The organism is Paenibacillus sp. MER 99-2 (assembly GCF_023714095.1).
Taxonomy (GTDB): domain Bacteria; phylum Bacillota; class Bacilli; order Paenibacillales; family Paenibacillaceae; genus Paenibacillus.
This window is the reverse complement of record NZ_JAMAUZ010000004.1, coordinates 186,901-207,604: the sequence shown is the minus strand read 5'-3', so window position 1 is coordinate 207,604 and position 20,704 is coordinate 186,901. Positions and strand designations below refer to the sequence as shown.

14 protein-coding genes are annotated in these 20,704 nt (G+C 45.6%); 4 read left to right on the top strand and 10 right to left on the bottom strand.

Annotation, left to right across the window (positions count from 1 at the left end; translation table 11 throughout):
• Positions 1–13: 13 nt before the first annotated feature.
• The 7 genes from M3636_RS19410 to M3636_RS19380 all read right to left on the bottom strand — a co-directional run bounded on the left by M3636_RS19410 (position 14) and on the right by M3636_RS19380 (position 13,878).
• Positions 14–1,159 (bottom strand): hypothetical protein, encoded by a 1,146-nt coding sequence (locus M3636_RS19410; RefSeq protein WP_251383673.1) that lies wholly within the window; start codon positions 1,157–1,159, stop codon positions 14–16.
• Positions 1,160–1,189: 30 nt separating this feature from the next.
• Complete coding sequence (locus M3636_RS19405; protein ID WP_251383672.1) at positions 1,190–2,497, bottom strand: hypothetical protein; 1,308 nt, start codon at positions 2,495–2,497, stop codon at positions 1,190–1,192.
• A gap of 811 nt (positions 2,498–3,308) precedes the next feature.
• Positions 3,309–4,103 (bottom strand): C40 family peptidase, encoded by a 795-nt coding sequence (locus M3636_RS19400; RefSeq protein WP_251383671.1) that lies wholly within the window; start codon positions 4,101–4,103, stop codon positions 3,309–3,311.
• Positions 4,104–4,579: 476 nt separating this feature from the next.
• The gene (locus tag M3636_RS19395; RefSeq protein ID WP_251383670.1) at positions 4,580–7,855 is read right to left on the bottom strand and encodes a glycoside hydrolase family 48 protein; all 3,276 of its coding nucleotides are present in this window, start codon (positions 7,853–7,855) and stop codon (positions 4,580–4,582) included.
• Positions 7,856–8,008: 153 nt separating this feature from the next.
• On the bottom strand, positions 8,009–11,002 hold the full coding sequence (locus tag M3636_RS19390; RefSeq protein ID WP_251383763.1) for a glycoside hydrolase family 9 protein: 2,994 nt from the start codon (positions 11,000–11,002) through the stop codon (positions 8,009–8,011).
• A 332-nt stretch (positions 11,003–11,334) separates the two neighbouring features.
• The gene (locus M3636_RS19385) at positions 11,335–13,074 is read right to left on the bottom strand and encodes a methyl-accepting chemotaxis protein (protein WP_251383669.1); all 1,740 of its coding nucleotides are present in this window, start codon (positions 13,072–13,074) and stop codon (positions 11,335–11,337) included.
• A 252-nt stretch (positions 13,075–13,326) separates the two neighbouring features.
• Positions 13,327–13,878: an undecaprenyl-diphosphatase gene (locus M3636_RS19380; RefSeq protein ID WP_251383668.1), complete on the bottom strand. Its 552-nt coding sequence runs from the start codon at positions 13,876–13,878 to the stop codon at positions 13,327–13,329.
• 181 nt (positions 13,879–14,059) lie between these two features.
• Here M3636_RS19380 and M3636_RS19375 point away from each other — a divergent pair, with 181 nt between their 5' ends.
• Together M3636_RS19375 and M3636_RS19370 are read left to right on the top strand one after the other, a co-directional pair.
• Complete coding sequence (locus tag M3636_RS19375) at positions 14,060–15,064, top strand: LCP family protein (protein WP_251383667.1); 1,005 nt, start codon at positions 14,060–14,062, stop codon at positions 15,062–15,064.
• A gap of 127 nt (positions 15,065–15,191) precedes the next feature.
• Positions 15,192–16,454, top strand: coding sequence for an acyltransferase (locus M3636_RS19370; RefSeq protein WP_251383666.1), 1,263 nt, complete (start codon positions 15,192–15,194; stop codon positions 16,452–16,454).
• 125 nt (positions 16,455–16,579) lie between these two features.
• On the opposite strand, the gene M3636_RS19365 is transcribed toward M3636_RS19370, so the two are convergent.
• From M3636_RS19365 to M3636_RS19355, 3 genes are all read right to left on the bottom strand, one after another.
• Positions 16,580–17,314: a hypothetical protein gene (locus tag M3636_RS19365; RefSeq protein ID WP_128100617.1), complete on the bottom strand. Its 735-nt coding sequence runs from the start codon at positions 17,312–17,314 to the stop codon at positions 16,580–16,582.
• Positions 17,315–17,469: 155 nt separating this feature from the next.
• A complete protein-coding gene (locus M3636_RS19360) occupies positions 17,470–19,371 on the bottom strand; it encodes a sensor histidine kinase (protein WP_251383665.1) in 1,902 nt (633 codons plus the stop codon).
• 174 nt (positions 19,372–19,545) lie between these two features.
• Positions 19,546–19,827, bottom strand: a complete 282-nt coding sequence (locus M3636_RS19355; protein ID WP_251383664.1) for a hypothetical protein — start codon at positions 19,825–19,827, stop codon at positions 19,546–19,548.
• A 145-nt stretch (positions 19,828–19,972) separates the two neighbouring features.
• Here M3636_RS19355 and M3636_RS19350 point away from each other — a divergent pair, with 145 nt between their 5' ends.
• Both M3636_RS19350 and M3636_RS19345 read left to right on the top strand, forming a co-directional pair.
• Positions 19,973–20,134, top strand: coding sequence for a hypothetical protein (locus M3636_RS19350; RefSeq protein ID WP_186323339.1), 162 nt, complete (start codon positions 19,973–19,975; stop codon positions 20,132–20,134).
• A 167-nt stretch (positions 20,135–20,301) separates the two neighbouring features.
• Positions 20,302–20,676, top strand: coding sequence for a hypothetical protein (locus M3636_RS19345; RefSeq protein ID WP_251383663.1), 375 nt, complete (start codon positions 20,302–20,304; stop codon positions 20,674–20,676).
• Positions 20,677–20,704 lie beyond the last annotated feature (28 nt).

Sequence of the window (20,704 nt, the reverse complement as noted above, 5' to 3'; positions counted from 1 at the left end):
TTTTCTCCTGTCACTACAAAATAGTCATATGCTTGTTGATCTTAGCATTGCCTTCCGCCACCAATTGTTTCAGGCGCTCATCATAGCGCCTTTCCCTTTCATTATCGGTGGACTTCTCTCTTGTTAGCAAGGTAGTCTGCAGATTCCGCACCATCACTTCCGTACTGTTGAGACTTTTGTCCACCTCCGTATGGTTGACCTGATTAATATCCTCATTATGCTCTGAGTGAATAACCAGATTAACCTTGCACATCTCATGTAACACCCCTACCAAAAGCACTGTATTTTGAAGCTTCAGCTTCTCCTCGTCGGAAAAGCAGTGGTAGTCGATCTTCTCTAGTGCATTAACTATGTATCTCAACTCATGCAAATGACTTTTGTATAACTTATTAACCTTGGACAACGTGCCATAATACCTTCTCCCTACTTCGTACAGTTCTTGGAGGTAGTTACATATCTGCGTAACAGAAACTTCCTCTTGCTTGACTTGGAACCACGCTTCATCAACTTTATTCGAGAGAGAAGCACCAGTGAAACTAAAGATCACACCACCAATTAGTAAGCCAGTACCGAAGGTAGCGGTACCCAACACTGTTGTTCCGAGTGCTATTCCGCCGCCTCCTGCAGCCAGAGCACCACCACCGAGTGACGCCAACGTAGCATTTATTGCAGCTGCGCCACTCAACGAGGCGATTGCTGTACCAGTTGACGCTGTGCCTAACGCCATTACTGCGGCAGTTGTTGCACCTGCCGCTGCGAACCCTCCAGCAACCCCGAGCGCACCACCACTTAATATATTTAGTAACACATTCGCACCTATCGACACCTCCTTAATTTCGCTTGGATCAAACACTGGGAGAGTAACGCCTTCACTGCATTGCCCCCGAAACTCTGGTTTACTATGAATCCTCTCAAATAGCTTAGAAAATTCGTTGAAACTCCTTAATATGGACATTTCAAGTTGGCCCAGAGCATCCATCTCTCGACTCGTCGCATCACTTTGCAGTTTGAAACGCATCAAGTTCCTCTCATGTAATGCTGCGGTATCAACCATAAGTTCCTTCGCACTTTTCATTCTTAACGCTCCGTGGGTACCTGCACCAACTCCACCAACACCTGCAAGAACGGCCGGTATCAGTACTACCAATGGCAATGGCATATCTGTCTCCCCCTATCCTAGTGATAACTGCTATCCTCCAAATGTCAAGCGACTGCTTTTGTCCTGCATGAATTCATCGAATTCTCCCTCCCACGGTAGGGCAACTCCAAGTTCAGCTAATTTTTCGCGCAATACTGTGTTTAATGCTTCTGCATCGTTTGCCTGTTCTAGCGCATATATCATTTGATTGTAACGGCTCGTTTCTATAGTAAACCGTTTAAAATCTATTTTTTCAAGTTTAGCCAGATACATACGGAATTCTTCATTGATGATTTTATAGGAATCCAACTGTTGCTGGACATCAGCAGCAATCCTTAATCGAATAAACACCTCTTTCAGAACCAACCACGTCAACCGATACCAGGCTATCAAGTTAAGTCGTAACACTAAGCTCACTGCGTTACCACCAGAGCGAATTCCTGCGTCCATCCCATCTATGACGCAAAGCGTACCATGACCTACAATAAGCATAATTCTTAAATTGTCATGCTTTAGAATTGGAAGACAATCCTTCAAGGGAGCTTTATGATAAAAGTAACGCTTTAGAGCCCAAATAGTTCTAATCAGCAATTCATTTAGCACCACGGGGATCGCCATGGCTGCACCAAATCTTAAATCATACCCCTCCTGGAAAACTCGAGTTGCCAAAGTTGCAAGGTCTTGTCTATCTTTTCCAACTTGAAAACTGCCAAAGTTGCAAAACTGAAAGAGTTCAAAGAACGGGATTGCCACCCCACTCCCTCTCCCCCCCGAATTGCCGCGACTGCCAGAACTACCCGCCATATCAGAAATAATATGTCCGAACCAGTTCACACATCCACAGAATAACCTGCTAATGAAGTTACTTCCTTGAAGTTCAAAGGTTTCAGTCTTAATTGTGATAAGCATTCCACCGCTGGCAAAAGATGCAGTAGACGTAAATTGATTTAAAATGGAGAAGAACAGGCCAACCACACTGGGCGAATGAGCGAGAGACTTTAGATGGTGATTAGTTGTCGACATTGTAAACAAATTATTCACATCACCACTATGCCTATGATCGTAATTTACTGGGAATTCTTTCTCAAGAAAACCTATAGCGCTACCAATACTATCCTCCTTCCCTTCCCTTGGCTTCCATCCCTGTTTCTCCGCAAAAAATTTGACGAATTTATCAGCTTGAGCATCAGTCCAATTACCTATGACGCTCTTCGAAGGTGCCCCAACTAAAAAAACATCAACTAATCCTGCGAGTGCACCACAGCCTACAGCGATTAGATAATCGTATCTGTCGCATTTGTCATGGAAAAACAGCTTCGCATCGTCTTGCTGAAACGTTACAGTACTGCTCAAGCTCATTAAAAAACCTCCATCGCTTACTAAAATCAGTCATCACCTGTGCACTCATTACAGATATATTATTGTTAACTTTCATACAACTTTTGCATCGTATCAAATTCTCGTTTCATTTCTTCTACGAATTTCGGCGGATGCAAGACTTTCACCCAAGATCCCTGACTGAGTAGGAACAACTTGATGCCATCGCCATTGGCTTCAGCTTCTATGAGATATGTACTTTCTCTGGATTCCAAGACCTTTGCTGTAGGAAGGCGATCAAGGATCGCTTGGACAGACGGACCATATATTGAAATCGTACCTTCCCATAACTCGAACCAAAAAACATAAACTGGCTTTATTGCCGTAGCAGCTCTTCGTCAAAGGTTGGGAAGCTCGATATATCAAAGCTGTTGCGGTGTTCTACAATTTTTTTGATTCTGTCTATTCGAAAATATCTCGGCTCATTGTATTGATTGGGGTAAAAAACAATCAGGTAGAAATCAGTGGTTAGCTTCGTATACAGAGTAGCATAAATTCTACCTCATGAATATTCTTTAAAATGGAGATTCCATCCGCTTTGTTTTGCTGTACCCTTTTTCATATTTGAGCAAAAAAAGAAACGGCACTGGACTTTATCCATACCGTTTCAGATTTCATTTTTATTCTAAATTTTAATTTGCGCTAAACTTAATGACATTGAGCCGGAAGGTTCTTCTTGTGCCTTTTTTTGAGCTTGCAATTATACGAATCTATCAACTTACACTCATTCAACAATTCCGCTTAGAAATCAGAAAAAAATGCCTAGAGAAATCCTTTGCGAGAAAGAGGGCTCTTACAGTGCACTTCCACCGAACAAGAAGCGATATTCCCAATGCTTACCTGCGATATCACTGATTGTTACACCGCCACCAGCGTTGGAATACGTATGCAATACTTTACCGTCACCTAGATAAATACCGGTGTGCGTAATTCTTGCTGTGGACTTGTTCACACCCGCATAAGAGGACGATTTAGTCCCTTTATAAGACATGAAATACATCAGATCGCCGCGTTTTAGATTTTTCCAATTGGTCTGAACAGTGCCTTTTGCTTTAACATAAGCACCTTGCTGGCGAGAGTCGGCTGGCAGCTTGATTCCAAGTGCATCAATGAAAGCTTGGCGGATGAAGCTGGAGCAATCAAAGGTAGCCGTACTATTACGACTTGCTCCGAACTCATACGGAGTCCCCCAATACTTCATACCTGCAGCGATCACCTTCTCGACTGCCGCTTGGTTGGTATTCGATGCGCTGTTGCCAGAAGTCGACGTGTTCGCACTTCCGCTCACAGCTTTTGTATATTTGGATGAAGAAGATATGTACCCTGTGCGATTGTTAGCATCTTGTACTTTGTACCAGCTTGATCCAGACTGCCCAAGTACAGTGATTTGCTCACCTTTTGGTACCATGCGAACAACACTTGCACTTGAAGATGCTGAAGTACGCATGTTAACGCCCCAGATAACTTCTAATTTCGAATTTTGAACCGCAGCCGCTGATACCGGTGCTGTAAGTGCTCCTGTCGTCAGACTTCCCATCAGCATCGTTGCTGTTAGTGTTGCAGTAATCATTTTGCTTTTCCAGTTCATGATGTCGAGTTCCCCCTGATGTTACAGAATTTTAACCTGGCTTGCTTCTCCCGGGCTTGCCCCATTGTAAACGGGCTTTCCATAACGATCATCAGACCAAAGTCCTGTATTCGAATCATGCGATTTGAGCAATAAGAATCAGGGGTACACATACCATAAACGCAAAAAACGGCTTCAATACGTCGCATTCCACAAAGGTTAAATTATTGTAACCATTTGGTGTCACACACTTTATCTTAATAAGTACGTGTATACTTTAGCCCATCCAATTAGTAGTTCTTAAGAACTACTACAAATCAACCTCATTCCATAAGTGGAAAACATTACTACACCAATAAAAGTTATAAATACCCACAATTATACATAAATATGTTTAATTCAATATCAATCTGGGTATCCGTGAACGTAAAAACGAATAAACCGGGGATTGCTCCCCGGCCTCGCTTTTTCATTAACTATCATTTAGCTCGCCTCGATTAAGGCTCAATTCCCCATACCTTCACACCATCTTGATAAGCGGTCACTTTGCTCCAAGCGCCAAACGCAGTCTTCGTTGCATCAAATGAGTAATCATTCGTCTGATCAAAATTGCTCCAGTTGGTCTTCGAGAAGCGACCTTGGATGACCCCTGTCTCAGCACCTGCTGCCAAGGTTCCTGCTCCGGCTTTGAATCCAATCTCCAGATACGTGTCTGCCGTTCCTGTCGCTGGATCTACTGTGACAAAGTGTGCCTCCACATTGCTGCTACCAATCTGAGCATAATCACACCAGAAGCTCAGATCTGATGCACTATCCTTCGTGAAGTAATACCGCAGCTTCACCTTGCTCAGATCCACTTCGGTTGTGCCTGTGTTCTTCACGTTAAACTGTGGCGTAATGGCATTGCTTGAAGCCGCCGAACTCCCGTTACGATATTGCACCTCTATACTTCCCGTTGTAGCAGGAGGCGCTGTAGGCGTCAATGCCACCACGTTCGATAATGTCTGTCCGCTGGCATTCACGGCTGCGATCCGGTAACTGTATGTTGTTCCGTTGACTACCGTGCTATCCGTGTACGTCAACTCTGTTATATTGGCCGCCACGTCTGTGTACGGTGCTCCATTAACAGAACGCTGCACGGTATAACTGTCCGCCCCTGTGGATGCGGTCCATGTTAATGCCGTCTGGGCATTGCCTGCCGTGCCTGTAAGCGTCAGTACATCTGGTACAACTACGCCCGCCTGTGGCGTTGCGGATACCTGTAAAGATAGTGTAGATTCACCTACAGCATTGACCGCCGTGACGGTGTAATAATAGGTTATGCCATTGGTCAGACCCACATCTGTAAAGGTTGTGCCTGTGACTCCTGTTGCAACCGAAGTGTACGGCCCGCCATCTACTTCAGCACGCTTTACTGTGTATGAAGCTGCACCTGGAGCTGTGTTCCATTTCAACACGACTTGTTCACTAGCCCCTGTCGCGGTTACACCAGCAGGTGCTGCCGGCACTTCAACCGCTGGAGTCTCAGCATCTCCAAGAAGTCGATCATATTCGCCGTATGCGGTCGCCATATCAACCTGTGACCAGAAACGGTGGTATGTGAAGGTTGGTGCACCTTTTTCCCATGTTTTCGTTGTTGGATTATATGACGTTTTGTACAAATTATCCAAGTATGCCCACGCTGGATCTTGCTTGATGGCCGGACGAAGATCGGAGTACCCGATGTACACACCATTTCCGCCTTTCGCTGGATCAGAAGGAATACCTGCTGTCCCAGGAATGGTATTACCTTGACCAAACGTTCCCGTCCAGTTTGCAGGAATGTAGATTTCTTTAGCGAAGAAGCGGAAATAATCCTTACGCACTTCCTCCGTTACAATTCCCACGCCGTCATTATAGTCCCATGCTGTGTCCAGCAGCTTCTCTGCGAGATCCTTGGCTTCCTGCCCATCAGTACTTAACACACCTTCCTCTGCCTGAGTACCTGCTGCGAAGAAGGTAAGAGCCTTGATGTAACTACCCAATACACCTGTATCCTGTGCTGGATCTTTCGTGACAACATGGAAATTCGGATTCTCTGTAAAAGAGCTGAATCCATTCCATTTATCAGGTTGACCCTGCCACTCCTGACCACCTGGAATCCAGAACTCTCCTGGAGCTGGTGTTGTCGCTACTTGCACATTGGTTCCACCAAGTACGCGCTGACCGGCTGCATTCAGGTAATAACCTTGAGCATCCGTTACCGGGCGTTCATCCACAAATACATAATCCTTCGTCCAATCAATCCATTTGGTAATGACTTTTTTGGCCATCTGGAAGTTCTCGGAGCTCAAATCGCCACTCTCGGCAAGAATATAGTACATCTCCGCCACACGTTCGAGCGACCAAGCCTGGAATCCAAACCATGTGTTGGAGTCTGGGTCACGATATACGGGTGCTTCCTGATATGCCATATCGTAAAATGTGCTCACCCCTGCCGGATAAGCTTTGTAGGAGCCATCCAGACTGTTAGTTGCCCCTCCACCAATGGCACCTTCATGCGATTGCAGCCAAGTGTAGAACTCCAGTTGACGCTTCAAGGATGCATTCCAGTCGTCCTTCGCTGTAGCCGATTTCGGAATCAAGCCGCCAGCCGGATCGGACAACGCATAGGCTGCAACCGGATTCTGATAAGCCTGGTGCGTATGGCTCGCTCCAATGCGCCATGCCCATTCCCCACCTTGCCCTAAGCCACCTCCCCATGAGGTGTACCACGCCATCAGGTACATATTGGAATCCTTACCTGTACCCGGAGTCGGTGTCCCGTTCTTCGCACTACCGATCTTCTGGAAGTACTTATCATGCATACCATACCGCAGATAGTCCCCCATCTTCTTCGCTTTATCCAGATACTTCGTATTGGTATAACCCATTTCCTTGGCCCAATACAGCACTTGTACCGCACGCGCATCAGCATCGGTTGCATTGGTATAGCGCCACTGGGCTGCAGGTGCCTGATTTTCTTTTGTGAACAGACTCATGAAGCCTTCATTGGCTTTGCCAAATGTTTTATTATCCTGAGATGGATGTGGGATCGCCTCCCATACAGACTCTTGTTCACCACGCTGGAACGTGTTCACATAAGCAGCGGTGTGTGAGGGATTCAGCAAATTCCCGTATCCGTACCAATTATCTACATCAAGCAGCCAGTGCATCAGATAGGTCTGGTTATTGCCATATGAAGCCTTAAGCTCGGCGTCGAGTGGATCTTTGCCTGCCGCATATTGTCCATTAATTGCTGAAGGATACTGATCCGGGAACGGTTTTTCCGCAGCGTACGTGGCTGGGCTATTCGGATTATAATAACTCATCGTAGGCTGCTCTTCCTTGCCATCACCTTCATTGACTGGGATAATGTATTTCTCCATGTTGTCCCAAGCTGCTTCGAGTTTCGACCAATCACCCGTGTAGTGACCGTACATCGTCTCCAGCCATAGCCAGTAGCTGTACGCCTCCGAAGTTGTCATATGCCCATAGTCAGGCGCTTCGCTCAGCAACGTTTCAATAGAATGATAAGGAATACCCTCTGGTGAAAAATACCCATTCGCCGGGTCTTTCAATTGATCATACAATTGCAGAAACCGCTGTTCATTCATACTCTCTGCTTGAAGCTCAATCGCTGAATCCGCAGCATGTGCCTGACCTGGCCCCGCCCACAATCCGGTATATCCGGTCAACATCATCGTTCCTGCCAGCATGGCCGTCAAACTTTTCTTCGCGGCTGATTTCAACATATACTTACCTCCCTAAATTAGTAGAATAAAAGATATATACTGTCCTCTCCGTTCTCGTGTAGAAAGTTTAATTGAACTCACTGTTGGTCTGCCCATGCTGTTATCAGGATTACAATCCATTACGCTTGGAATATACGGTGGCAACTCGGGTCATTATGGTTCAATCCCCCACACTTGCGTGTTGCCCTGATACCCAGTCACTTGACTCCATGCGGTAAAAGCTGTCTTCGTTGCATCATAAGAGTAGTCGTTACTCTGATCAAAATTGCTCCAGTTGGTCTTGGAGAAGCGTGCCTGAATGACACCTGTCTCCGCCCCAGGAGCTAGACTGCCTGCACCGGATTTAAAACCGATCTCTAGATAGGTGTCTGCGGTTCCCTTCGCCGGATTCACGTTTACAAATCGACCTTCAATATTGGCAGCGCCCACCTGTGCATAGTCACACCAGAAGCTCAGATCCGCTGAACCATCCTTCGTAAAATAATAACGCAGCTTCACTGTACTCAGATCAACCGCCTGAGTTCCCGTATTCTTCACATTGAATTGTGGCGTCACTGCATTACTGGACGCTCCAGATCCCGTGCTCCGATACTGAATCTCCAATGTACCCGTCGTTGCTGGCGGCGCACTTGGTGTCAGCGTCACAACATTGGACAACGTCTGTCCCGCTGCGTTAACAGCCACAATGCGATAGCTGTATGTCGTCCCATTCAGTGCCGTTGCATCGGTATAGGTAAGCGCAGTTACACCTGTTGCTACATCCGTGTAGGCTCCTCCTGCGATCGCACGCTGTACCTTATAACTTGCGGCTCCAGTGGATGATGTCCAAGATAGTATCGTTTGAGCGTTACCCGCCGTTCCAGTTAGCGTCAATGCACCAGGTACGACTGAAGCAGCCTGAGGTGTTGCCGAAACTTGAACTGAGTTTCCTGATTCTCCTGCAGAGTTCACCGCAGTAACGACATAGTAATAGGTTGTTCCGTTCGCTAAGCCGGTATCTGTATGTGTTAACCCGTTGATCCCGGTGGCTACAGAGGTGTACGTTCCACCTGCTGTCTCAGAACGCTTCACCGAGTAGGATGTGGCGCCCGGCACTGCCGTCCAGTTGAGCGCTACTTGCGCGCTTCCTGCTGCAGCCTGCACGTTAGCAGGTGCACTTGGCACCGTTACAGGAGCTATTCCCGGCTCCTGACCATATACACGTACACCAGCATCATAGACTGGTAGATAAACACTCTTCGCCACATTTCCAGTACCTAAATTTTGAAAGGAGTGGTCATTACTCGAATTCCATGCCCCTTGAGGGCCGGAAATGCGGAATTGTATTTCTTTTCGATAGTGCCCCTCTCCACCAGGATAGATTTTGGTTCCACTGAAGTCAGCGGTAATTGCATAAATATGCTGGTTTGCATCTACGACTACAGGTTGTGAGATCGTTGCACCTTCCGCATAAGACGCAGTGACATTGACATCCGAGACTGTACGTCCTGCCGCGTAGACCTCACTTAGATCAAGGAAGTATTTAAATGAGAGTTGATCCCCCATCCGTGCAGGCCAGGCCGAGCGATTGTTCAGCATTGCTCTAATCTCCGTATAGTTTGAACCGGATGCCTTAATGGCTGCCTCAACGAAAAATTCATCTCCCTTTACTTCAGGTGCGGGAAAGTTTGCAAGCGGCTGATGCCCCTGACCAAACAATAGATTCATCTTCGCAAGTGCTCCGGTGAATCCTGCGTTATAATCCGTTGCAACCTCGTTACTAACGTAGTCCCCAATATCATCCGTGTATTGATCCGATGCATCCGGGCCTCCAACCATAGCGCCATACAAAATATGACGGTGGCTCGCCGGGATACCTTCGCTATTAGCCCATGAACCGTGAGCTGTGCGATGATGTGGGTGCTGCGGAGCATTCTGTCCATAACCAACCACATAGCTGCTCTGGCGTGGATTGTCCCCTAAGATGTAGTTCATTTGTGAAACAGCAAAGTCCTGATATCTTGCTTTTTTCACAGGATCACTGACCCAATCCGAATAAACAAAAGCAATAAAGGATGCATTCGCTGCATAGCGGAGCGAACCCCACTGATCCAACCAGGCGAGACCTCCTGGTGTATACCTCACTCTGTTCCCATTCGTACCGACTGACCAATAATCCAGATTGCGCTCCGTCGACTGAATAAACTTTGTCGCCTCTGGCATGTTCAAGCTGGAAGTGATGCGAGCCAGCAGAATCTGTGCACCATAGTTTTTGTTATCCCATCCCTGCGTCCAGGTATAAGGCCAATTGGTAGAACCTCCGGAAGCCCATTGGTCGGTAGCAGCAATTGCTTTGGACAAGTAAGCGCTATCATTAGTTGCTAAATAAAGCCACGCTCCACCCCAAGCCAGTTCATCGTAATATCCTGACCATGAATTATAAAAGGTCTGTGCGTCTGTGATACAGTCCGAGTATTTACCACGGTACGTATCTGCGAAGTTATACAGCTCCTTCGCATGTCGAAGCAGCCTCGCCGAATAGTCAGGATCATCGTCTGCAAATACAATGGAAGCTGCCGCAAGCGCCGCTGCCGTCTCTCCTGCGAGATCACTACCCGGGCAAGAAGCGTCAATCTTGAATGATGGGCGATTCATCTGCATCACTTCTGCTGGCCCCCACCAAGCATGATCCGTATTCCCTGCTCCAACTTGTCCCCATAATTCATTGGGTTTCGTATGCGCTTTCATAAAATAGTCTGTAGCCCACTTAATATTCTCCTTGATCTCTTCCAGTTGTCCCGCATTCTCGTAACCGTCGCGATATTCCACTACAGACCAAGCCAGCATCGTAGCCGAATAAGCCATCGGTAAGCCAAATTTCACATGATCTCCAGCATCGTACCATCCACCTGTCAGATCAACGCCAACATCAGCTCCATCACGTAGCCCCGAATCTCCCCGCCATTCCACTCGATTATTCGCCGGTAGTTTACCTGATCGCTGAGTTTCATAGAAATAGATGGCTTTCTGTAGAGCTTCTGCATAATTGTGAGTGCCAGCGGCCGCATCCGCCTTACCTATCAATCCTGTACCCACCGGTAAACTCCCTGCCAGTAGTCCTGCCGACAACGCAATGATCGCGATTCGCCTCCACCAGCTTCGTTTCATGTCCAATCATTCATCTCCTCTTCATCAATTCTCTTGCATAATGCCTAGTGTAAAACGATTCAAACCCGCTCCTCTCTATGGTGTGACTCCCTGTTAATTCCACCATTAATTTCCATTATAGTCTTTTGTCTAACTTGCAATATAAGCATTGGTGACTTCTAAAATAACATTGTTGTGACATATTCAGCTTCTATTTGCACCAATACCAAAGAAGCCGTTATCTAACGGAATATATCCCATCAGATAACGACTTCTAACATACTTAGCATTACTGTAAGCCCACTACATTATCGCAATGCTCCTTCCAATAAGCAGCGAAATGTTGGCGTAGACTATACCTTGAATTTATTGATCTGTTCTTGGAGTTCCTCTGCCATTTGGGACAATGAACTCGCTGATGATGCAATCTCTTCCATGGAAGCTAACTGCTCCTCCGTTGCGGCAGATACGTTATGTGCTCCACCCGCAGCTTCCTCAGCAATGTTGGAGATTTGGTCTACATATCCCACGACTTCATTCGTACTCGCTGACATTTCTTCCGAGCCTGCGGATACTTCCTGAATCTCACCCGCTACCTTGTTCACCGCATCTGAGATCTGTTCGAAGGCTTGGCCTGCTGCAGTTACCATCTCGATTCCAGCTTCGGTTTCGCTGCTGTTCACTTTCACTGCTTCTACCGCATGTCCTGTATCATTTTGAATCAATTGCACCAGGTCAGTAATTCGCTGTGCAGAGATCGAAGATTCCTCTGCCAGCTTACGCACTTCACCAGCAACGACAGCGAAGCCTTTGCCATGCTCACCTGCACGAGCTGCTTCAATCGCTGCATTCAATGCAAGCAGGTTCGTTTGACGAGCAATATTGTTGATAACCTCTGTGATATTACCAATCTCTGTAGAACGCTCTCCCAATCCTGTAACGAGTGACGATAAGGAGGCAATGGAATTACGTACAGAACCCATTTGTTCTACAGCCTGTTTGATGATCATGTTTCCTTCAGAAGACTGATTAGCTGCATCAACGGCCGATACAGATACACTTTGAGCAAGCTCTGCAATTTGTTCTGAACCAAGTGCCATCTCGCTCATCGCCTGGGAGGAACGCTTAACGATGCTTACCTGATCGGATGTACCTACCGCCAGCTCTTCCACCGTTTCCGAGATTTGTTTGGACGCACTTGTATTTTGCTCCGCACTAGCCAGCAATTCTTCCGATGAAGCTGCTACCTGCTGTGATGTCATAGATACAGATTGAATCATATTGCGCAAATTACCTGTCATGACGTTGAAGGATTCTGCAAGTGTTCCCAGCTCATCCTTGTTCTTAAGAACAATTCTCTCTCCTGTCAGATCTCCGTTCGCAATAAGCATCGCTGCTGCATTCATTTTTTGAATTGGTCTGGAGATGATAATCGAGATAAAGAATGCAATAAACAATGCGAGCAATATAGCTGTAATACTCAGCACCACAATAACCAAGAAGGCTCTTTCGGCCGATTCAACCGATGAATTCGTAGCAGCGTCTGATCCTGTATTGCCGATATCAATTAACTTGGCAATCGTGTCATTGGCTGTGTACCATAGCGGGTATGCTTCACTATGAAGTCTACTTGCCTCACCATAATTGTTATCTTTGCCGAACTCAATGAATGCAGGCATCTTTTCCAAATAGCCATCGTAGTTTGGACTAAAGCTCTCATTGTATAGCTTCATGGCTTCTTCATTGTTACCAATCAGCTCAACCAGCTGTTTACGCTCACCCTCGATCTTGTTTAAGAGAAACTGCATAGATTCATTGAGCTTGGTAATCTCCTCTTGGCTCGTTTCCACAATCACCGCCAGAGCAAGGCGCTCCACATCGGATACATCACCATTCATCATACCTAGGAGACTTACACTAGGCATCCATGTCTCATCAATGGCATTTGCCTTGTTCGACATATCCTTGATCTGCATCGCCGAATAGACACTTACAAAGGCAAGCAATGCCACCACGATTGCAAAACCAAGTAATAATTTCATACGAATCGTTAACCTGAATTTCCCCGCCACGTTTCCCCACGTGTTCTTCATCGTTCCCACTCCTTAGCATTGTACATATCAATACTATATCGACAGATTTCGTCGTAAATTGTAGATATATGCCATCCAACTTTCACAAATTTCATTTAACAATGAAAAATTTACAATCGTTTTAGAGAATGCTCAGAATATGTTTGAAAATTCACAGCTCAAAAAACCTCATTTTCCTGGCAACGCCAAAAAATGAGGCTCTTATTATTATTGCTTTTACTATAGTTGAAGTAAATTTCTTAAACGGATGAATTAGCGAAAAATACGTCGATGAATCTGAATGAAAAAGTCAGGAACCGACTTCGTATATTGACGTGTTACAATCAGTATTACACTGACCAGACTTCCCAGAATGAATCCACCTACAATATCTCCTGGGTAATGCACTCCAACATAGACGCGTGATACACCTGTTAGCACAGCGAGTAATAACATCCAATATCCGAAGCGCCGTGCAATGAAAAATGATGCCGCAGCAAGCGCAAATACAAAGGATGCATGCTTACTTGGAAAAGACGGATCAGGCACATGCGGAACGAGCTGGTTCACAGCACCTTCCATAAAAGGCCTAGGATGGCCTACGACAGGTGAAATGCCCCATTTTGCTAACACAAGTGCCACTATAGAAGACACGCACGCATAGAACACGATGCGCTGCTTGTCGGCATCCCCAACAAACCATACCAGAACAAGCAGAGCAATCATGACCCATACGGCATACTCAGCCGAGGTAATCATAAACCAGTCAAGCAGCGGAATGCGATCCGCGAACTGATTAATCCAGTTAAAAATAGATTGATTCATATTCGAAGCTTAATACCCCCATTACATAAACCTAGATTATTTTTTACATATTAAATATACACTAACTATTTGTCAAACAAACTGCAATTCAACCGAACTTTCGAAATCAAACAGGACATTTGCCTTACTTTTTGTTAAAATGAGTTGGGTTATGATACAAATGTTAAGAAAGGTGAAGATTATGCACAAGAAATGGTTATGGGGGACAGCCCTGACCTTGGCGCTCATGGTTACAGGCGTCATTGTATACTACGGATATTCCATCGTACATTTTGCTAATAGTATCTCGACAGCAGCAGGCTCTTCATCCGAATCCTCATCCGACACAGAAACGAACGAAACACCAACCACAACGATTCCCAAATGGGATGGCAAAGAACGCGTCAACATCTTGTTACTCGGGGGAGACTCCAGAGGAGATGACGCGGGGCGTTCAGACTCGGTTATGATCGCTTCGATCGATCCTGTCACGAAGAAGGCGCATCTCTTCTCTGTTCTGCGGGACACCTACGTCAGCATTCCTGGACATGGCAAAAGCAGATTAAATGCCGCCTTCTCATACGGGGGTGCCGAACTGACGAAGGAGACGGTCAGCAACTTGCTCGGCATTCCGATTCAGCATTACGTTTACACGGATTTCACTGGCTTTATGGCTCTTGTAGACGCAGTCGGCGGTCTGGATATCGACGTGGAGAAAGACATGTATTATACCAGCAAAGCAGACAAGCATATGTATGACATCGACTTAAAAAAAGGATTACAGCATATGGATGGGAAAACAGCCCTCCAATATGTCCGTTTCAGACATGACGCAACCTCCGATTTCACTCGAACAGAGCGTCAGCGGATCTTCATGACGGAGCTTGCCAAGAAGATGCAGAGCACTACTTCACTCTTCAAGATGCCAGACATTCTGGAAGCGGTCGCTCCTTATATCGAGACAGATCTCAGTCCAACCCAGATGCTCAAACTGGCAGCACTCGGCTTCGACATCAATGCCAATGAAATTGACAAACAGCAGATTCCTCCAAATAAATTGCTGACGAATGAGCTTGTAGGCTCCGCTCAGGTACTTGGTGTGAATGAAGGTAAGCTCCAAACCTATATTCAAGACCTATTCGCACAAGATGCAGAAACGACAGCGGATAATGCAGCGAATCCAGAGCAAGATAAAGAACTCAATTAGCATACACATTCCGTTAAGGTGGCGATCTGCCATCTTTTTTTTATCCAATTCTCGCCATTTAATGCCCTCTTAATGTTCAAAAGGTACCCTTAGAGGTGAATGTTTAGTGGTAAGGAGGCGATGACATATGAGCAAACCGCGTATTGAAGAATGGACACAGCTACGAGGTATGGCGTTTCTTGCCATCGTCATGCAACACAATATAGCGGAATATATCTATCGCGCAGATATTGCACAGCCGGACTCCATTATGTTAACGATGATTTATCATTTGACTCGTTTTGGTACACCTACATTTGTATTTCTGTCTGGCGTGCTGTTATTTTATCATCACAGTCATAAGAAGCCCGACTACCCACGTTTTATCCGTAAACGGTTTGGGGATATTTATGTGCCCTTTGTGCTGTGGACCCTCATTTATTGGCTCGCCATCCGTATCTTCACGCCTGAATTCTGGCAATCAGGTACACTTGATGTGCGAAGCTTCATCCATGAGCTGTTCATTCCTCAGACGGGATACCATCTCTGGTTTGTGCTTATGGTGTTCCAGTTCTACGTATTGTTCCCACTGTTCCTTCGAGGTGCTCAGTTCGTACAGAGGAAGATTGGTAAAATGACTAGATTGACGGGAACACAATCTATTATCGCACTTGTTCTGATTGCGGCAGCATTATACACATGGCTGATGAAATGGTCCTATTATGATATGGCAGGCTGGACGGCGACTCTCTCTCCGCCTTGGTCAACGTTGCTGGAGTACCGTTCCTTCTCCTGGGTGATGTATTGGTTTTATTTCTTACTTGGAGCTGTATGCGCCTGGGGCATAGAACATTGGAGGCAGTGGACGGTGCGGGCGTTACCTTGGTTGGTATGTCTCTTCATCGGTATGTATATCTGGCTTGGTTACGATGTGCTTAGAGGTTCTAGGGATGTTGTGAATCTGAATATTTCCACCTATCTGAAGCCAACAACGTTTGTCATTATTATGGCGCAGATGCTTATGTTATATGGATTTCTTGTGTTGCTACGTAACAAAAATACCCGCTTCCAGCGGCTCTTTACGTGGATTGGCCGTTATTCGTTCGGCGGATACTTGGTACACGCCTTAATTATCTATTGCATTGCCTATATGACTAGACCATTGTTGCTAACTGGCTGGCATTTACCTGTCACGCTGCTTTCCTTCCTGGTGACCGTGTCGATCTCACTTGCGATCAGCTGGGGTCTATCCAAGTTGCCCGGCTCCCGGTTTACCGTTGGATTGCAACGGCGGAAACGTCCCAATTCAACTGTGCGTAGCAATGACGAATCATTTTCGAAGCAAAAAGCAGGATACAGCACAACCCTATCAACTAAGCAGCAAGCGTTAGCTGAACATGACGTTCGGTAACTCGCCAATGATGTTCATATTTCAGATGCTTTATGGAATGTTAGTCTTATAAAAACTTGATTATACATTGATTAGGGCATCCATTGAATAACATGGATGCCCTGATCTATCTCTTGAGATCATTCTTATTCTGGTTCAGTGGCAGCCGGATGTCCCGGGGCATGCTTATGGGGAGCAGCATGTGCTCCTCCTTTTCGATGAACCAAACGTTTCAGATCACCCGTCAATTCCTCTTTCATCTTGTTGATCAGTTGTGTTTCACTAATGCCATGAGCTTCGGCAATCTGGGCGAGTGACTTTCCCTGCCGTAGCTGCTCTTCAAGCTGATCCGGAGTAATGCCGATAAACTTCGCAATTGTCTTCTGATTCAGTGCAGCATGTTTTCTTCCATGACCTGCGAATTCCCGTCGTAACTCCCTCAGTGGCGTGTTGATAACCTTCTTCAACTTCTCATCCATACTTGCCTTGGCAGCAGCGGCTTGTTCCTTTGTCAAACAGCCATCGGCTGTTGCTTGATCCAAGCGTTTCGTAAGAGAAGGCTTCAACTTCTGAAGCAACTGCTCCTCGCTTAGACCTTTTCTTTCCTTTGCAATCTGAGACAACGTTTTGCCAAGCTCCATCTGCTCCTTCAGGTCTCGAAGGCCAATCCCCAGTAGATCTGCTGTCTCGCCAATCATAAACAGCCCATGTCCTGCTTGAATGCAAGGGAGTTTATTCTCGGTAGACGTGGAGGATGAGTCCTCCTTCGGCGTGCTATTCTGTTCGGAGAACGTGTGAGCAGACACCATATTTCCATTGGAGGCTACTACGAATATAGCTAAGATCCCGCTAGCCAACCATGTTTTCCATCTGAAATTCATTTCTGTACCGCCTTTCCTATATCAAGGTTCGTTTTCTCTAGTGTGAACCTAATCCTTGCTTTTTTATTCCAAGATTTTGCATCATTCGATAAATGTTTGCATGACCAGATAAAAAACTACAGCCAAAAGAGCCGCTGCATCCTTCTACCGGTTCGTCACTCGACGAACTCGGCAAAAGTTACAACGGCTTCTGTTCCTACCCCTTTGGTGCTTGTAAACATAATTTCACCATGCATGGCTTCCACGATTCTGAATGTCACCATCATGCCAAGCCCCGTGCCTTTGATTTTATTCGAGAAGTAAGGTTCTCCAAGACGAACTAATGCTTCCTCGTCCATTCCCTCCCCGTTATCCCGCACGTGAACTTTGACGGTGCCATCCTGAGCATATGCCCAAATATCAATCTGACCGCTTCCTTGCAGAGCCTCAATGCTATTTTTAATAATATTAATAAAGGCTTGTTTGAATTTAGAAGAATTGCCTCTAATCCATAAATCTGGAGGAATATCTGTTGTAATCTTACCACCCTCCAGATTAGCCATCGGCACGAGAATGCCTTCAATATGATTGAATTCATCTGCAATATTCAGAGAGATGATATGATCAAACTCCGGTTTGGCAAATGTGAGAAAGTCCGTTATGATCCCTGATGCCCGATCAAGCTCTTCCAGTGCAATTCGCACATAACCTTTGTTTTTATTATCCTCCTGCTCTGTCATGAGCTGTAGAAACCCTCTCGTAACCTGTAGCGGATTCCGAACCTCGTGAGCCACAGAAGCAGCGAGTTCACTAATAATCTCCATCTTCTCAGAGCGCTGCAATTCGTTATTAAACAACTCCAATTCCCTGGAATATTCAATGACTTCTGCATGTTTCTCCGCGAATCGATTACCGAGAATCGCAATAAGCGATACGATGAATACAACGATGGCCCACTTCCACCAGAACAGCTGATACATCCCATTACGTTGATAATAGAATACTAATTCTGCAATGCTGACCAGCGCAAATGTCCCATAACCTGCCGCAAGTAATATCCCTTCCCGATTTCGCTGAAGCGCCTTGGCAACTGTACCAATCATTAATAAAGTTAATAAAATGACGAGAATTATGCCGCTTCCCTTTTGAACCAACAGCACATAGAACAGATCCCATTCACCGCTAGAAACAAAATATAGAATTAACGCCAGGATCGCAACCATAGAGTACATGAGTTGAAATTTGCGTAGTTTGGTGAAGATTCGATAAGGCCCACTTCCAGTAACTTGTTCAAAGAAATAACATAATGCAGGCATGCCTGCTAACATAGACAGATCAAATAAGACGGAATACAAATCCCCATGTACCTTGTAGAACGTGTACAGAAATGGCGAGTACGTAATAATCATGATGCCTACAGAGCTTATGACAATGACTAATGAAGTCCATAATCCGGTATAAAATTTGCCGAGAAAGAAGTTACAGCTTAACATTGCAAGGGCTGTGAATAGGAACGTTGCCCCCAATATCACATCCAATAAGCCGCTGCGCATGAACTCTTCCTGCAGGATGCTGTATGGCCCTACCTCTACCGTTCCATAAATACCCATTCGACCGTCCGTATTCTCGGCCCACACATACAGCTGCTGATTAGAATTCTCCATCTTCAACGGCAATAACACTGCATTGCTATCGTAATTATAATGATAGTTCTCGTATACCTTCTGGTCTTCCAAGTAAATGACAATATGCTGACCTTTGATATTCTCGAACCGAATTGCATAATAATCCTCTTGTATCGAAGGAATGGTCAAACGAGTCCAAAGTGATCCGGCAGGCGGATTAATCATACTATTCTCTAATTTTTCTACCCCTTGCCGTTCCCACACTTCATCCTGATGCTTCGCTTCACTTATAAATCCCCGATCGTGTATATTCCCCCACTTGACTTCCCACGTCATGATCGGAACAGGTTCCTCGTTCTCTTGTATAGCCGCGGCACGAACCTCTAAAGGCCAGTACAGGAGAAACAATAAACCAATCCATAAGACGATGATAGCTTTGGGCACATTTTTCATTCACAGCACCTCAAAGTTCTTATTTTCTCCGTTACCTTGTCCCCGTTAACTCTACCATCTATTTTCGCCAAGGTTTCACGTGTCACCTTCTAAATTTAAATGAAAAATCACATTTTAGTTTAAGTTTATATTTTTTTCCAATTAACTGTTAAGAAATCAATTAAAACCGCTATTCTAGTCTCGCAAATCTTCAAACTGGTTCACTATCATCTCTCGTTCCTTGCGTTCATACGAGTCTCGAAACGCTAACCACTGCTCCGTATCCTCATCCTCGTATATGGTCCAAATGTCCGAGAACAAAAAATCTCTCAGCTGCACGACTTGTCCAGCCCATATTCCTCCAACCCAGAACAAACCATCCGGGCGACGAATCACCGTACGGGATAATCCTGGTGTAGAAGCCTTTTGTCCAATGCGAATACGCGTAATCATATGACCAAGTGTGTACCATTCCAAGGGGTATCCCTCCTATGTGTTCATACTCCATCATACCATAGTCAAATCAAGAAATGCTGTAAAAACGGCACTTGCGATTCAATCCGACCTCCCTGGTGTAATGGTTCCTCAAAGTAAACCAAACATCCATGAGGAGATGATTCGAATGAATGAGCCACATAAAACGGTTGAGGTTGAGCACAAAGATATCCAGCAAAAATCAGATTCTAGTATGGTTGCAGCCACATTTATTAAATATGCAGCATATGTTCTAATTTTCTTCGGTTTTCTGTACTTTCTGGTCAAATATGTATTTCCTAAATTCTAAATTACTCATTCATACTCAAAGAGCCTAAGGGGGACAATATAGGTGTGCGAGTAAGATTACAATACCGACCCTTTGGGTAACTACGAAGTAAGATGACTTCACACACACGATCACAGATTACGTTCCAAACTTAAATGAATAAATAGGACTGAAGGGAGTTGCTAGGCATGTCAGATAAACCAATTAGCAATGGAGAAAGCGACCGTTACTTCGATCGTTATCAAAGGTCACGGGATATTCCGCCAGAGACTGAGGTTCCTGTCGGAGACATGGATACATTTGATGAAGTTTCCGGCAGGCGGATCGAAATAGAAGAAGATTCAGAAGCATATCCCGTAGCTGCAACGGCGGATGGGGAGCCAGAACTGGAGTCCAGAACAGCAGAACCTTCGCTGGAATCCGTTCCAGATGCTGACCTTGTTCAGCCGGATAGCCCTGTCGACCCAGCTGCACCTGATCCAGATGCACTTCATGGCACAGACTTGTTGAATGGCTTTGGAGCAAATGCCAAACCTCAGGATGATATCCTCCCAGGGCGATAATTGCAAGCAATGATTGATCCTCTTGCGC